This is a genomic window from Paenibacillus sp. FSL P2-0322, assembly GCF_037975315.1.
Taxonomy (GTDB): Bacteria; Bacillota; Bacilli; order Paenibacillales; family Paenibacillaceae; genus Paenibacillus; species Paenibacillus polymyxa_B.
On the sequence record NZ_CP150243.1, the window covers coordinates 2,041,952 to 2,057,486 of the forward strand.

Here is a 15,535-nt window from a genome sequence, read left to right on the forward strand (position 1 = left end):
TGGTACAATAAAATTTATTTTAAAAGGACAGGATGATTACGATTATGGGTGTACAGCTCCCCACAGCATTTTTAAAGCGTATGGAGCAATTGCTCGGCGACGAATTTGAAGCATTTATGACCGCCTATGACCACACGCCCCATGCCGGGATTCGCGTCAATACGTTAAAAATTCCGGTGGAGGACTTTAAGGAACGTTCTCCGTTCGAACTGCGGCCGATTCCGTGGTGTGCCACGGGTTTCTACATTCCGCACGGTACAAAGCCGGGATTACATCCTTACTACCATGCGGGGCTGTACTATGTACAGGAACCGAGTGCAATGTCTCCAGTTGAGCTACTCAATGTAGCTCAGGACGAAGCTGTATTGGACTTGTGCGCTGCACCGGGCGGGAAATCGACCCAAATAGCTGCCAAACTACAAGGAAGCGGCGTATTGGTGACAAATGATATTAGCGCGGACCGAACCAAAGCGTTGGCTAAAAATGTGGAATTGTACGGTGTGCGTAATGCCGTGGTACTGAATGAAAGCCCGGATCGAATCGCCGCTGCCTTTCCTCATTTTTTTGACAAGATACTAATTGACGCACCTTGCTCGGGAGAAGGTATGTTCCGCAAGGATGAGGATATGGCAAAACAATGGGAGACGCATTCGGTGGATAAATGTGTAGTCATGCAACGGGACATTTTGCGTGTAGCGGCCTCAATGCTGAGCGCAGGAGGGAGAATTGTCTATTCGACCTGCACCTTTGCGCCAGAAGAAAACGAAGGAATGATCGCAGAATTTCTGGGAGCTCATCCCGATTTTGACGTAGTCCCTGTTCCATCGGAAGCAGGCTTTGCACCAGGTCATCCGGAATGGATGAGTGAAGAGGTCGCGGCAGCACACCCCGAACTGCGGGGAACAGCACGCCTTTGGCCGCATCTCGTAGAGGGAGAAGGCCATTTTATCGCTGTGTTGCAACATCGGGGTGGCAATGCTGCTGCGATGGAAGATCACACTGAATCCGGGGATTTGACTCAACGTGAGGACAAGAATGACAGGGCATTGAACATAGATGCAGTGTATCCACGGAAGAAGCAGTTTTTGTCCGTCAAGGAAGCGCTGACGCCAAGCGGTCAAGGAAGACATGCGACTGGTGAGCCTAAACGAAATGGTAAAGGAATGGACGGGAAGTCCGGTAAAGGAAAGTCCGCGCGCGGCTTGGGTGGCAATAAGTCCCGTTCTGGCAAGGAAAATGTAAAATCCGCTGCACGCTCCCCACAGGATGTGCTGGAGTCCTATCACCAATTTGTGAAGGAGCAGCTGGAGGTGTGCTTTACAGGCTATACGGTGGTTTACGGAGATCGTATTTATCAGTCGCCATTAGCATCACATCGTTTGGACGGCCTTAAGGTGGTGCGACCAGGCTGGTTTATGGGTACCGACAAGAATGGTCGCTTTGTGCCTTCACACCCGCTGGCGGTGGCATTACGCCCTTCAGAGGCGTCTAGAAGCATCAATCTCTCCAGTTCAGATGCTGAGGCCATCCGGTATTTAAAAGGTGAGACCTTGTCCATCCCCGTTGAGAGAATGGCAATGCGGAACGAAGTCCAGCCCAAAGGCTATACTCTCGTGTGCATTGATGGTTATTCGGCTGGGTGGGGCAAATGGCAGGACGGCATGCTCAAAAATGAATACCCTACAGGCTGGAGGTGGACATCGGTATGAGTGGAAAAGGGAGACAAACGCAACGTTTGGATAAAGTTTTAACCCATATGGGATATGGCTCCCGTAGTGATATCAAGAGACAAGTTAAGCAAGGGATGATCACGGTAAACGGGAGAACCACCAAGGATAGCGGCTTACAGGTTCATCCCTACCAGGATCAGATTGAAGTGAACGGGGAACTTGTTGTTTTTCGGGAGTATATTTACATCATGCTGCACAAGCCACCGGGCGTCATATCTGCAACTGAAGATACGAGGGAGCGGACGGTGCTGGATTTGCTGAGTGCGGAAGAACGACATTTTGAGCCCTTTCCAGTAGGACGCTTAGATAAAGATACAGAAGGACTATTGTTGTTGACCAACGACGGTAAGCTAGCGCACGAACTACTTTCTCCACGGCGGCATGTCCCTAAAACGTATGAGGCTACCGTGTCGGGTCATGTCACGGAGGAGGATATTCATCAATTTACAGCAGGAGTGGAACTGGATGATGGGTATGTTACCCTTCCCGCGCAGTTGACCATTCTTCGTCACGAACATCCGTACCAGGCAGATGGAGAAGTCATTTCCTATATTTCGCTTGTAATCCATGAGGGTAAGTTTCATCAAGTGAAGCGTATGTTCGAGGCGGTTGGTAAAAAGGTGACCTATTTGAAAAGAACGGCCATGGGGCCATTGAAGCTGGATGAACAGCTTCCACTGGGCAGCTATCGAGAGCTGACTAGCGAAGAATTGGCATGGATCGGCCGGGATATAGCATCTGCAACGTCAGAAGTTTGATAGGCAGATTAAATATAAATGACGCACAGGCTCTTATGAGATTCCTGTGCGTCATTTTATGATATAGACAACCTGACAGAGAATTATTCAAACTCAACGTTCAACACTGAATCGCAGTTTACGAATTATTGTGCGCGTGCTGCCCGGCTTTTTTTCACTTCGGCTGCTTTATAAGCTGTAACCTTGTTTTTACCTGTCGTTTTGGATATGTACATTGCTTGATCGGCCTGCTTGACCAGTTCATCCGGGTTCATTTCTTTCTTCACTGTACTGTATCCGACACTGATCGTGACAATGCTTTCTTCCGCGACCCGCTCGCGGATACGTTCTGCGACATGTCCAACCTTGGCACGTCGATCCACAACCATTGCGACCAGTTCCTCGCCACCGTATCGTCCGGTCAGTCCGATTTCATCCAGTTCATCCTCCATAATCTGTGCGACCTGTTTGAGTACTTCATCCGCACGAGCATGGCCCTGCGTATCATTCAGCTTTTTGAAATTGTCAATATCGCAAAAAATGACCGACACGCGGATTCCTTGATCCATATATCGCCGTAGTCGTCCCGAAAAATATTTGCGGTTATACAGCCCTGTCAGGCCATCGGTGATGGAAGAACGGTAAATCCTTTGGAGCAGCTCCACAATCCGTTCAAATAGGATAATGAATAACGTAGTGTAGTACAGCAATGGTAAAAATGACATATATAGGACTGCGTTTGACCTGCCTGCTTCTTCAGGGATGTCATTTCGCAGCCACAAATAGCCGAGCCAGAGCAAATACATGAATAAGCCCGCTACATACTTCTTTGGCTGTCCGATTCGTGGGGTTATGAACACAAGGCTCAGTATAAGTACCAGTACTCGATAAAACAGAGTGAATCCAACTAGTTTCGCTGTGCTGATCCAAGCGGGTAACAAACCTGCAGTCCAGGCAATAACCGGCAAAATCAATAACGCACCCAGCAGCATCAAGGTCCATGTCTGCACACGTTTCAGCTTCCGGTAGAGTTGAAATACGGCGGCATTGATGAGCACGAAGGCAGACGCCTCCAGCGCATTTTTCCACACGATTCCTTGAAGTTGCATCTTGCCTCCGCCTGCTGAATAGAGATTCATGGCTTCATATGTCATAATAATAATAGCGGCAACCGAAAAAAGGATATAGGCTCTTTTTCGTTGTCTGCTATATATGATCACGCACATCAGTGCCATCATGAGTATAATATACAAACCGCAGGCTGCACTTACGGCCCCGGCCAGAGATGGGAAACCCAAGGTTCCCGATAAGGACAACAACGTCAACATCACCGACTCCATTTGCAAAAGTAGTCAATCTATTGAACGGATGATACCGTTCCGATACAATAGACAGGATTTATCCCATTTAAAATGTTATAATTTTCTTTTGTGACTAACATTTATTCTCAATATATCATCTTTCAGAAAATCCGGAAACCTATACATACAATCTGTGATCCGGGCAGTTTAATGCTTGAAAGGGGAAGCACGTCATGAAATTGCTACAGGCTCTCTTTTTCCCACCCGAGCAACCGGGAGGCGTTTCATCCATGATTCCATATCTGCAAGAGCGATTTACATCCCCCCGTTGGGAAATGGAGCTATTTTCAATCCCTAAACGGATTCGCAACAAGGGTAGGGACGAAGTAACTTTTGATACCTTTGACTGGACGAGATATGAACAATATCCAATCGTCCAAAAATATATTCAGACGTACCGTGACTATTTGTGGTGGACACGGCTTCGTATTCAGAAGCCCTATGACCTCATTCATGCCCATCATCCTATTGCCGGAATCGCCATGAAAACTGTTTTTCCTGATATTCCGCTCGTACAGACGATTCACTCTTCCTATGAGAAGGAGTTAATTCTAAACGGGAAAATAGAGGAGAACGGGCCTGAACACCAATTCTTGGTGTCACTGTATGGGGAAATGGAGCAGAAGGCGGATCGCTTGATAGCGGTATCTCATTCTTTTCAGCATTACTTAACTCCTTACGTTCAGAATCCGCAAGACATTGCAGTCATTCCGAACGGATATGATGAGAAGCGCTTCAAGCCCATTCCACACGAAAATGAAGTGACACAGCTCATAACCGTTTGCCGCCTTGTTCCGGCGAAAGGACTGGATATTTTATTGCGGGCCTGTGCTGAACTTAAAAAAAGAAATCTGGAATTTGTGCTTCATATTATTGGAGACGGTCCGGTTCGCCCTGAGCTGGAAGAGATGGCACGACAGCTCGATATATACCATGAGACGATTTTTTATGGATATACCCTTCATCCAGAAGAGTTTATGCCTTTCTTTGATGTATTTGTTTTGCCTTCTCGGGCGGAGGCCTTTGGTTCGGTATTTGCGGAAGCAGCGTTGAGCTGTCTGGCATTGGTAGGTACAGAAGTGGGAGGAATACCGGAGCAGATTGAGGATGGGGTAAATGGCCTGCTCGTGCCACCCGACAATCCGAGGGCACTGGCAGACGCTTTAGAGAAGGTCATTGCTGACCCTGCCTATCGTTATGAGCTGGCTAGATCTGCCTGCGATAAGGCTAAATCAAGCTATTCTTTAAGTCGGGCGGTTAACGAGTTGAAGAAAATGTATTTGAAATTTCCACATTAACCATGACGAGTATCACCTGGTTTGGAATCGGAATGCCGAAAGCTGGAGCGAGGACGTGAGGAACGGAAAGGTCTCCCGCGTCCTGCTATGATCAGTTTACTAACCCACATCAGACTGAGCATTCCGAAAATAGGATAAAGGACAGATAACAGTGAACTGAAGCCGAACTGACTGATTAAAAAACAGGTGAGCATAATGAATAGTGTGATGAGCTTGGTCGAAATTTGGACATGCTGACGAATTTGCAGACTGACTCCATAAATGTCGGCTACAAAGGTACTGAAGATTTCCATGAAAATGAGTAGAATGTATATGATTTCGACAAAGGCACCCAGACGGTAAGCAATGCTTCCCATAGGGATTTCAAATTGCTGAATACCCGGCATATGTGCTGACATGGCAAAGTGCGCAGCCATCAGCATAAATCCGACACCAATTCCTCCCAAAACTCCACCCCAGCGGATGGTTCTTCGGGAAAAGGTTTGGCTGCCAAGGGGTACAAGCACGGCTTGGGCCATAGTCAGGTTGAAGGACGTGTACAGCAGTGGAGAGAGCAAGGTTCGAAATGTACTGTGATCTGTCGTATTCGTAATAAAACTCTGAGGATTAGGCATGGAGAGCGTGCTGTGAACGAGCAGAAGAGACATGATGATCATCAAAGGGACAACCACGGTGTTCATATGCAAGATGGCTTTAATGCCTTTACTTAGCAGCAAATAAGTTCCAATCAGTGTAATAAGCAGTCCGGTTTGGTAATGCAGGTGAAGGTGCTCTACAAAAACAGAGCCGGCTCCTGCCAGCATGACGCTGTTTACGCCAATCAGCACGATGAGTGTAAACCAGCTAATCCATTTCCCGGCATTGGCGCCAAAAAGATGTTTGTTCAGGTCCTCGTAGGATTTGGCTGAAATATCATGAGCGATCAGCATCATTTTCGTACCCAACCATACAAATATGATTGTGGATAGCATAATAGTGAGTGTAGCCCAACGACCATACTGCGTAAAAAATTGCAGAATTTCTTGTCCGGTAGCAAATCCGGCACCGACGATTGTACCAATGTATGTAAAAGCAATCTGAAAAACATGAATATTACGTTTCATCCCCAGTCCCTCCTTGCCTGCTTGAATAACGCTGCAGCGAGCATATAATACAAACTATGTTCAACTGAAATAGGACATGACTGGATGAGACTGAAAATAATTAAAGTGAATTTAATGAATAGCTTGACGGGAGCGTAATTTATGGGTCAAATCCTTGCATGGATACTGGAATACGGATATTTGGCAATGTTCGGTTTGCTTGCACTTGGAGTAGCGGGTATGCCGATACCCGACGAAGTGCTAATGATCGCCTTCGGCGGGCTCGTGTCTCAAGGGCACTACAACTTCATTGCTGCACTGGCAGTCACATTTTTCGGTAGTATGACGGGTATGATGCTTAGCTACACACTGGGGCGTCTGCTGGGCAAACCACTTTTGCATCGATACGGAAAATGGGTGAGGCTTACGCCTTCTAGAATTGCCTCTTCTGAAAATTGGTTTGGGCGCTATGGTACCTGGGGAATCCTGTTCGGATATTTTGTCCCCGGCTTGAGACATGTATCCTCATATCTGGCAGGTACAACCCGTCTAGGCGTTTTTCGCTATATCAGTTATGCATCAGCAGGAGCTTTGCTGTGGTGCGGTACATTTTTGGGGATTGGACATGCGGTGGGCATGCATTGGGAGCAGGTGGCGAAGCTAATGGAGAAGGTGACGCATCGGATAGGGCTGGTCGTTATTCTTTTAATCGTTGTGGGAGGAATCACCGCATGGTTCTGGAACAAGCGTAAAAAAAATGTCACATGACCGCATGGAAAGCAGCTATAGCTTGAAAGCGGCGGGTGAAGTATGGTACTTTTACCGCATAGGAATGCCGTGGGAGGTCATGTAATGGAAGTATTAAAGAAACGAATTTTAGATGAAGGCGTGATTGCATCAGATCAGGTGCTGAAGCTGGATGGTTTGCTTAATCACCAGGTTGATCCAGAGCTGACAATGGCAATGGGAAGAGAGTTCGCAGCACGTTTCCGGGAAGAGAAGATCACCAGAGTAGTGACCGTGGAGTCCTCAGGCATTGCCATCGGGTTTGCGACAGCATTGGAATTGGGTGTACCGTTGGTATTCGCTCGTCGTAAAAAGACCCTATTAGCTGATCCAGACGCGCTATGTGAACGCGTACCTTCGTTTACTAAAGGTATTGTGACGGATATTATGCTGTCTCGTCAATTTATTCACGAAGATGATCGTGTTCTGTTCATTGATGATATTATCGCTAATGGTGATGCGGCACGAGGCATGGTTAAAATCATTCAACGCTCCGGAGCGGAGTTGATTGGATTCGGTGTCGCGGTGGAAAAAAGCTTTCAGGCCGGAGCGAGAACCATCCGTGAGCAGGGTATTCGTGTAGAGTCATTGGTCAAAATTTCGTCGTTAGCTGACGGCAAGATTGAGTTTGCTGAATAGTAACAATTCAAAACTCCTGATCCTTATTTCTAATAATAACCTTTGCATGAGCTTCAATTTCGCTTATAATATAGATAAGGTTTTGGAGAGGAGGCAGCAACATGGGGAAAGAACAATTGACCGAACAGTTTTTTCTGGAAAAACTGGCAGCGGCTAAAGTACACTTTGAGCGTGCCTTGGATTGTAAGCATACGGAATTCGACGATTTGTATCCCTATATGATTGAACATCCTCAGTTTTTTTGGTATAAACGCTATGTGGCCTGGTCTGAGTTGTTGACGTTGGTTAACCTATGCGAAGAATTGTCCTTCTCTTGGAAAGAAGAATTTACTGCTCACCAAGTGGAGTATGTAGATCAGCGAGTGTTGTCTGCACAAGTGCTGGACTTCTGGTACGAGAAGAACGATACAAAAGAACATGATCACAGTGTAAACCAGTCGGGATAATTTGTCGCTCTGTTGGCAATCCATATAAGTAGTAAGAGAGAAGAGACCTAAATGATTGTTTAGGTCTCTTTTTAAACTTTTTTCATGTATATAGAATCATGGTTGCTGTGTTAAAAAAGTGAATAAGGAGGGGACAAGGATGATTATGGACGAAGAATTGGATGCTTATCGACTCTCCGGTGAAAAGGTGCGTGTCGTACGCGATGGATTGGAGTCCAACGATGTTGTTGGCATTGTACTGGCATGGGATGATGAACAGGTGCTTATTCGCCGCCAGAATCGACGTGTGGTCAAGTTGGATCGCAGTTATACATACCAGCCATTCGGCGAGCCGCGTCACAATCCGATAGATCTGGGTTAGGAAGGGGTTCCAAATGGGTGTTGGATAAAAATAACTGGGTGTTTCATTAGGCATACAGAAACTCTAAATCGGACACAGTAATGAAGGAAAATCCAACAGAGAGGACGTGCTGTGTCAATGACGGTTATGGACGAAAAAGTACATGCATACAAGGATCAAATCAGCCATTTGGAAGATCGGTTGCCCGAGGTAGTTCATGCATATCATCGCTTTACCGGAGAGTGCTTTCAAGCCGGCAGCTTAGATGAGAAAACCAAGCAACTGATTGCGCTAGGCATTGGCTTATTTGCCAACAATGAAGTATGCACGTTTTATCACGTGGACGAGGCGCGGTCCAAAGGAGCCAGTGATCAGGAAATTATGGAGACCATTGCTGTGGCCGCAGCAGTAGGTGGAGGACATGCTCTAAGTCAAGGGGTTACGCGTGTACAGAAGGCGTTGCAATAAAGCAAATCATTAATAGATATGCTTATACTTCGTGATAGCGAATATAGATCGATTTTGATATATGATGGTTATGGAAAGGAGCTTCCGAGCACAGTTGGTGTCTGCGGAAGCTTCTTTCTTTTGCGTGTTTGTTGTGCGGGGATTATGCTCTTCTGCTTGCGGAAAAAGCAGCAGGGCGAGACGTTTTACGCTTATAGGCCAAAGAGGATGTAACCAAACTTCGTTCAACGATGCGTAGGGGTTTAGAAGTTGAATTGTTTGGTAATTCGGGGCGATGTTTCTCTAGTAAAGGAAGGGCGGCTGTATGAGGCATGGAGGTCGAGAGCCCCAGATATGCTCGCATCCGCTCATACATTTCTTTACGGAATGCTGGCATAGCCATATTGAACTGCTCTTTATTTCCTTTACTTATATAGGTGGCGTGAACGCCGGAGTGGTTTTGTTGTATGTCTAGAACATGAATGTGATATTTATTAAATTCATGTTTTATTTCAGACAGCAGGATTCCGGTACGATCTAAACCTGCGTTAACCATTTCGACATAAAGATCAGGGGTTTTCAGCATACCGCTTTCTTCAAGAATTAGGCTGTCCCGCTCAAATACTTTTTGAATAAAGGTAAGGAGCAGATAACTTTTCACAAGAGACCATTCATGCTGAGTAGTATCTAAAGAAGTCATTACCATTCACCGCCTTAGGAAAATGTGATGATAATTCATAACCGATTGAAAAAAAGAACCTTCGTTCCCGAGAACTTATGTTCTTATTTTAGCTTATTATTCCTTTTTTATCAAGGGGAAATTAACAAACATAAAAGGTTTGACATCTTGATATGAGCATGGTATGATCTATCTTGTCGCTAAGAAAGATAGATCTTTCGAGGTATATGACAACATATATGCGGTCGTGGCGGAATTGGCAGACGCGCACGGTTCAGGTCCGTGTGGGCTAACCCCCGTGGAGGTTCGAGTCCTCTCGACCGCATCATCTTATAATATGCAGGTTTGTGAATTGCTTTTGTAGCAGTTTGCGGACCTTTTTGTATGCTTAAAAGATTTAAGTTGTTACCCAAGACCTGTGTCGAAGAAATCTCTCCGAAGCTATGAGAACAGGATAATAAGTCTACTGTTGGAATGACCTTATAAGCGCATTCCGGTGGATTTTTCCTAATTGAATCTACTGAATACGAGACTTTTGGAGGCACTCAAAAATAACAAATAAAACAGCTGCCGCTCGTAAGATGTAGCGGCAGTTGTTTAGAATTAACTACATGGAATTAACTGTATCAAAACTCAACATCTCTTTTTTTCTTGGAGCGCGCCCCTGCCAAACGGACAACTAGCGAAGCTACCACCAAAATTGCAGTTACTCCCACAAGGATAACAAAAAAGGATTGATCAAAAGCAGAACGGCCCGCATCTTTCAGTGCTTCTGCAGCCTGGGCAGGCAAACCCTCTGCAGCTATGAGCGCTTCATCCAGGCTGTCTTTCACATTCGCTGGAACGTGGAGTCCCGTAGGGACTTTCATAGCTAGGGAATACGCAAGAGTTGACATGCTTCCGATGATAGCAATCCCTGATGCTCCCCCCATTTCATAGGCAACTTCTTCAATCGATGCAGCCATGCCTGCTTTGTGTGCCGGGGCATAGTTCATAATGGAGTGAGATGCTGCTGTCATACCTGCTCCCAAACCCACACCAAGTAAAGCCAATCCAAGAATCTGCCCGGCCATGCCTGAATTAAATTGCGTGAGATAGATGCCCATTCCCAGACCGGCAATCAGAAGAGAGAAGCTTTTAATACGGATAACGTCATAGCGATGCAATATGGACCCGGTTAAGGGGCCAGCAATGAGAGATGCAATCGGTATGCTGATCGTGTACAGTCCTGCTTGGAGAGGCGACAGACCTTCCACCAGTTGAAGACGCTGAGTTACAATATATTGAATCCCCATCTGTGTAAATGCACCCACCAAGGCCGTTATAAATCCGGTGCTGAACCTTGTAATTTTAAATAAAGTAAGATCAATAAGAGGGCTAGCGCTTTTATTTTGACGACGGATAAAGATGATAAGTGCCAAGACGCCGATAACCGCACCTATTACGGCCAATATTGGAGACCCGTCACGACGGGCAAACTCTTTGATGGAATAGATGAGTCCCACCATGGCGATCATGATTTGGATGGAGCCGGTAAGATCCCATTTTTTCTCTTTATTGCCCGCATGTTTTGGAACATAAATCAGAGTTAATGCAAAAGCAATGATCGCAATCGGCAAATTAATCAAAAATACAGAACCCCACCAAAAATGCTCTAAAAGAAGCCCGCCGACGATAGGACCTAGTCCTGCTCCTCCTGCAGAAACGGAGCCCCAAATGCCGATCGCGAATCCACGCTCGCGTTCATCTGTAAATGTAACCCTAATGATTGACAAGGTAGCGGGCATCATCATAGACGCTCCGACTGCAAGAAGAACCCGAGACGCCACCAATACAAAGGGCACGGGGGAAAAGGCGGCAGTAAGCGAAGCAGCAGCAAATACAAGCAACCCGAGGGTAAAGATTTTTTTATAACCCAAGCGGTCCCCAAGCGTTCCCATTGCTGGCAGCAGACCCGCCATAACGAGCGAGTAGCCATTGAGAATCCATAATTTTTCTGACGCTGATGCACCGAGGTCATGGGTTAAGCTCGGCAATGCGGTATACAGGATGGTCATATCCATCACAATAAGCAAAAGAGCGCTTGATACGATAGCCAGAACCAACCAGCGTTTGAATTTAGACATGTTGTTCCTCCGTGAATATAAATTTAAGTTATTACAATTTAAAACCTTAATCTATAGGGTTACCCTATAGTCAAGTGCTAATTCTCGGGATAAAATAGACATACTAAACTTCTAAAACATAACGGAGGAATGAGTTATGTCAAAAAGTCACAGCCCATACTTTACTACCAGTGAGCTGGCCAAGACTTGCGGAGTCACCAAACATACCCTGTTCCATTATGATGAGATCGGGCTCTTGAAACCAGAATTCACAAACTCAAAAGGCTATCGTTTTTACTCCATTCAGCAATGCTACGCGCTTGATATTATTAATGTGCTAAAGAAGGCGGGAAGCTCACTACAGGAAATCAAGGAATTTATTGAGAATCAGAATACGCCTCTGCTCATAGAGCTATTCAAACAGAAACTGCATGACCTTGAAGTGGAACGGATTAGAATAAAACGGATGCAAAGCCTATTGAAAGATGCCATTGAAATGACGGAGCAAGCCAAGGGAGAGTTACACGATGGACCGTCGATAGAAGAATGTGAAGAGGAATATTTCATTGCCACACAACTGGAACAGGGTGATGGTGATAAGGAGTTTGCTCACAAATTAAGTGAACATCGAGATTATTGCGAAAATCACTTTACTGATTATGAGTTTCCGATCTGGACCATTTTATCCAAGGATCGGTTTGAGTCAGGGGATTATTATTCCGATTATATTGCCAATAAGCTAAAGGCTCCGACTGTGGGAGAGAGAATAGTTACCAAACCCAAAGGCCTCTATGCTGTCTTAAATCACAGAGGATCATATGAAACAATGTCTGAAGCGTACTCCGTTATAAAAGAGTATATAGCGAGTAAAGGGATGACTGTGTGCGGGAGTGCGTACGCAGTGGATTTGCTCAACTATTTCGCAGAAAAAAATCCAGACGACTATGTAATACGGATATCGGTTGAGGTTTGTAAAGGGAGAAAATTTCTTTTATAAGGTTATCTTTTAAGATATGATAAAAAATAACGCACTTTATGATTGAAGCTATTGAAAGGTTGGATGAAATATGGAGAAAGCAACTTTTGCAGGTGGATGCTTCTGGTGTATGGTGACTCCGTTTGAGGAGCAGCCGGGCATTCATGGCATTGTGTCAGGATACACTGGAGGAACGATTCCTGATCCGACCTACGAGCAGGTTAAAACAGGAACTACAGGTCACTACGAGGTGGTGCAGATTACTTTTGAGCCTGAGCTGTTTCCTTATGAAAAGCTGCTCGAATTATATTGGCCGCAAACAGATCCTACCGACGGGGAAGGTCAATTCCAGGACCGGGGTACACAGTATAAACCCGCAATTTTTTATCATACAGAGCAGCAACGTGAGCTTGCGCAACAGTCCAAGGAGCAGTTGGTACAAAGTGGACGTTTTGATAAGCCAATTGTAACGGAGATTCTTCCTGCTTCTATTTTTTATCCGGCAGAGGATTATCATCAGGATTACCACAAGAAAAACGTGAAGCACTATAAGGAAGATCGGGCCCAATCAGGCCGTGATGAATTTATTGATAAGAACTGGTAAGCGGCTTTAATATACGTTTCTACGCACGATAAGGCAGATCAGGGAGTATTCCATGGATCTGCCTTATACATATTTAGACGAGGTTACTCACACAATGAAGGGACAGAGAAGGAGGCTGACCCGCAATGAGTACACGACGGAAGCTACACATGAGAAACATAATAAAAAAGGCTTTAAAGGCATCTCGCGGCCGGAAAGAGCCAGCTTATGTACCTGTTTTCCATTCAAGCTCTAAAATACGGAGAACCGTAGTACTCTGTATTTCGGTATGCATGTTATTCATGGTCTGTAGTACTGGTGTTGCAAAAGCATTAGACAAACAGGACGTGCCGCAAAAGATGGTTGCCGTCATTATCGACGATCTGGGAAATAATATGAAAGGGACTGAGCAAATTTTAAATTTACCCGTTAAGATTACCGTTGCTGTGATGCCTTTCCTGCCTACAACCAAGCAGGACGCTATGGAAGCGCATAAGCGTGGTCATGATGTCATCGTCCATCTTCCAATGGAACCAAAGCAGGGAAAGCCCGAATGGCTTGGACCCGGAGCAATTAAGGCAAATATGACGGATGAAGAAGTACGCGCTAAGGTGACAGCAGCCATAAAGGATGTTCCTTATGCGATAGGAATGAACAACCACATGGGTTCCAAGGTCACTTCGGATAAACGCATTATGTCTATTGTTCTTGATGTTTGTAAGGAGCATGGACTATTTTTTGTCGACAGCCGTACTAATTATTGGTCAGTGGTACCTGAACTTGCCGCTAAAAAGGGAATGCCACCGGTACGCAATGATGTTTTCCTGGATGATGTCCATACACTCGCTCATGTGAATCGGCAACTTACAAAAGTGGTTGAGTGGCTGGACGAGCACGATACATGCGTAACGATTGGGCACGTTGGCGTGTCTGGCATGTATACATCCTCGGCTCTTCATTCATCGGTTCCCAAGCTAAAGGAGCACGCCAAATTTGTGGGTATTAGCGATTTGGTGCGTGCTGTATGGGGATGGACTGGAGACCCAGCCACCAACACTACCATGCCGTCAGATGCGCAATAATGCCTTCGGCAACAGCTTCAGCAATGCTTTTTTGACCGCGATCCCCGGAAAGCATGGCTCTGTCCTGTTCGTTACTGATAAATCCGGTTTCCACAATTACAGCGGGATGCTGGATTTTATTCAGAAGATAAAAGGGTTTTCCGTACACTGTTTCTCTATTCATGCAAAATAAGCGGTTTAATGAATGCTGAATCCGTTCAGCCAACAGATAGCTGCTGCCTTCATCCTGATACAGCACAATGGGTCCACGTTTTTCGGTACGTTTGGTCCAATTGACATGCAGGCTTACAACCAAAGCGGTGGGCAGTTGTTCTGTTAGACTTTTACGTTGAGCCAGGTCTTTAAGGTGCCGGGATTTGGACTGCAACCAACGGTTATCGTCACTCAGTGCGTAGTCCTTGTCCCGATTCAGGACAGCAGGGTAACCCTGGGAGCGTAAGATCAAGTACAGCTTTTGAGCAATGGCGAGATTGATATCTTTTTCCAAAAGCCCTTTGTGACTTGTTCCACCATCCACACCGCCATGGCCTACATCAATCAGGACAACGGGCTTGGCAAAAGCGTGATAGGACGAATGTACGTTGGATGGACCCTCTGTATACTTGTTCGGTTCGCTACTTTTCTCGTTGGGCTGAGCAGCTAGATAGGTAAATGGGGCAAATACAGCACTGCAAAGGATGCATAGACTCAACCCCAGCCCTTTCAGCCATATCTTGTTTAACTTTTTTTTTCGCACGTTCTATTCCTCCAGTGGACGAATTGATTGTTTACTGAAAAACCATGCATAACAGACATCAAACCTAAAGCAACGTAGCTGCCTTCAAACATAACAATTAGCCTTGAGGTAACTGTTATGTTGAAGATAGTATGTTCCATTTAAGGGAAACCATGCATAGTTATTCCCACAGGGGTTAGACCTTTTGGAAAATGAGCAAGCTAGTTGTATCTGCACCTAACGTGTAAATCCGATATTTCCAAGCAATGTGAATGGACATGATAGGGGCAGAATAGAGGAGGTCATGGAGGATGGCGAAGAGTGACGAACTGGTGACGTATATTACGCAGCGGATTGTTCGCTATATGGAAACGCCGCGTGATGTTCGGCGCAGTCAAAAACAAGCCAGAGAGCCGTGGGTGAGCAAATGGTTTGGCATGTTGCCTCTCGCTCTGAAAATGTGGATGAAATCCACACGCAGAGAACGAAGAGAGCGACATTAAACTCGCCAGAGAGACCACAAGAGGCA

17 protein-coding genes and 1 tRNA gene are annotated in these 15,535 nt (G+C 45.7%); 13 read left to right on the forward strand and 5 right to left on the reverse strand.

The genetic code is table 11. From position 1 onward, the window contains the following. Positions 1-44: 44 nt before the first annotated feature. Both MKY24_RS09115 and MKY24_RS09120 read left to right on the forward strand, forming a co-directional pair. The gene (locus MKY24_RS09115; protein WP_339201824.1) at positions 45-1,709 is read left to right on the forward strand and encodes an RsmB/NOP family class I SAM-dependent RNA methyltransferase; all 1,665 of its coding nucleotides are present in this window, start codon (positions 45-47) and stop codon (positions 1,707-1,709) included. After that, complete coding sequence (locus MKY24_RS09120) at positions 1,706-2,488, forward strand: pseudouridine synthase (protein ID WP_023988038.1); 783 nt, start codon at positions 1,706-1,708, stop codon at positions 2,486-2,488. Before MKY24_RS09115 ends, MKY24_RS09120 begins: the two co-directional genes overlap by 4 nt. A 125-nt stretch (positions 2,489-2,613) precedes the next feature. Here MKY24_RS09120 and MKY24_RS09125 read toward each other — a convergent pair whose 3' ends face one another. Next, complete coding sequence (locus MKY24_RS09125) at positions 2,614-3,795, reverse strand: GGDEF domain-containing protein (RefSeq protein WP_053325169.1); 1,182 nt, start codon at positions 3,793-3,795, stop codon at positions 2,614-2,616. Positions 3,796-4,001: 206 nt separating this feature from the next. On the opposite strand from MKY24_RS09125, the gene MKY24_RS09130 reads away from it, so the two are divergent. Then, on the forward strand, positions 4,002-5,126 hold the full coding sequence (locus MKY24_RS09130; RefSeq protein ID WP_023988040.1) for a glycosyltransferase family 4 protein: 1,125 nt from the start codon (positions 4,002-4,004) through the stop codon (positions 5,124-5,126). Here MKY24_RS09130 and MKY24_RS09135 read toward each other — a convergent pair. Further along, positions 5,123-6,229 (reverse strand): hypothetical protein, encoded by a 1,107-nt coding sequence (locus MKY24_RS09135; protein WP_339201826.1) that lies wholly within the window; start codon positions 6,227-6,229, stop codon positions 5,123-5,125. The genes MKY24_RS09130 and MKY24_RS09135 overlap by 4 nt on opposite strands. Positions 6,230-6,370: 141 nt before the next feature. Here MKY24_RS09135 and MKY24_RS09140 point away from each other — a divergent pair, with 141 nt between their 5' ends. From MKY24_RS09140 to MKY24_RS09160, 5 genes are all read left to right on the forward strand, one after another. After that, the gene (locus MKY24_RS09140; protein ID WP_023988042.1) at positions 6,371-6,976 is read left to right on the forward strand and encodes a DedA family protein; all 606 of its coding nucleotides are present in this window, start codon (positions 6,371-6,373) and stop codon (positions 6,974-6,976) included. An 84-nt stretch (positions 6,977-7,060) separates the two neighbouring features. Further along, positions 7,061-7,633, forward strand: coding sequence for a xanthine phosphoribosyltransferase (locus MKY24_RS09145; protein ID WP_339201827.1), 573 nt, complete (start codon positions 7,061-7,063; stop codon positions 7,631-7,633). 101 nt (positions 7,634-7,734) lie between these two features. After that, positions 7,735-8,079, forward strand: a complete 345-nt coding sequence (locus MKY24_RS09150; protein ID WP_007429850.1) for a hypothetical protein — start codon at positions 7,735-7,737, stop codon at positions 8,077-8,079. A 139-nt stretch (positions 8,080-8,218) separates the two neighbouring features. Further along, positions 8,219-8,440 (forward strand): hypothetical protein, encoded by a 222-nt coding sequence (locus MKY24_RS09155; RefSeq protein WP_023988044.1) that lies wholly within the window; start codon positions 8,219-8,221, stop codon positions 8,438-8,440. A 117-nt stretch (positions 8,441-8,557) separates the two neighbouring features. Next, entirely contained in the window at positions 8,558-8,887 is a 330-nt protein-coding gene (locus MKY24_RS09160) for a carboxymuconolactone decarboxylase family protein (protein ID WP_165176713.1), read from the forward strand. A 142-nt stretch (positions 8,888-9,029) separates the two neighbouring features. Here the strand turns inward: MKY24_RS09160 and MKY24_RS09165 are convergent, their stop codons facing one another. Further along, positions 9,030-9,566, reverse strand: a complete 537-nt coding sequence (locus MKY24_RS09165; protein ID WP_339201831.1) for a hypothetical protein — start codon at positions 9,564-9,566, stop codon at positions 9,030-9,032. Positions 9,567-9,786: 220 nt separating this feature from the next. Here MKY24_RS09165 and MKY24_RS09170 point away from each other — a divergent pair. Next, positions 9,787-9,870, forward strand: a tRNA-Leu gene (locus MKY24_RS09170). Positions 9,871-10,171: 301 nt separating this feature from the next. Here MKY24_RS09170 and MKY24_RS09175 read toward each other — a convergent pair. After that, positions 10,172-11,671 (reverse strand): MFS transporter, encoded by a 1,500-nt coding sequence (locus MKY24_RS09175; protein ID WP_023988047.1) that lies wholly within the window; start codon positions 11,669-11,671, stop codon positions 10,172-10,174. A gap of 136 nt (positions 11,672-11,807) precedes the next feature. Here MKY24_RS09175 and MKY24_RS09180 point away from each other — a divergent pair, with 136 nt between their 5' ends. The 3 genes from MKY24_RS09180 (at position 11,808) to MKY24_RS09190 (ending at position 14,291) form a co-directional block, all read left to right on the forward strand. Continuing rightward, complete coding sequence (locus MKY24_RS09180; RefSeq protein WP_053325172.1) at positions 11,808-12,647, forward strand: MerR family transcriptional regulator; 840 nt, start codon at positions 11,808-11,810, stop codon at positions 12,645-12,647. Between the two features lie 70 nt (positions 12,648-12,717). Continuing rightward, positions 12,718-13,230 (forward strand): peptide-methionine (S)-S-oxide reductase MsrA, encoded by a 513-nt coding sequence (msrA, locus tag MKY24_RS09185; protein ID WP_028542807.1) that lies wholly within the window; start codon positions 12,718-12,720, stop codon positions 13,228-13,230. A gap of 125 nt (positions 13,231-13,355) precedes the next feature. Beyond that, a complete protein-coding gene (locus MKY24_RS09190) occupies positions 13,356-14,291 on the forward strand; it encodes a divergent polysaccharide deacetylase family protein (protein WP_053325173.1) in 936 nt (311 codons plus the stop codon). On the opposite strand, the gene MKY24_RS09195 is transcribed toward MKY24_RS09190, so the two are convergent. Further along, entirely contained in the window at positions 14,266-15,027 is a 762-nt protein-coding gene (locus MKY24_RS09195) for an N-acetylmuramoyl-L-alanine amidase (RefSeq protein ID WP_023988051.1), read from the reverse strand. The genes MKY24_RS09190 and MKY24_RS09195 overlap by 26 nt on opposite strands. A gap of 290 nt (positions 15,028-15,317) precedes the next feature. Here MKY24_RS09195 and MKY24_RS09200 point away from each other — a divergent pair, with 290 nt between their 5' ends. Then, positions 15,318-15,509, forward strand: coding sequence for a YqzE family protein (locus MKY24_RS09200; RefSeq protein WP_023988052.1), 192 nt, complete (start codon positions 15,318-15,320; stop codon positions 15,507-15,509). The last annotated feature ends 26 nt before the right edge of the window (positions 15,510-15,535 follow it).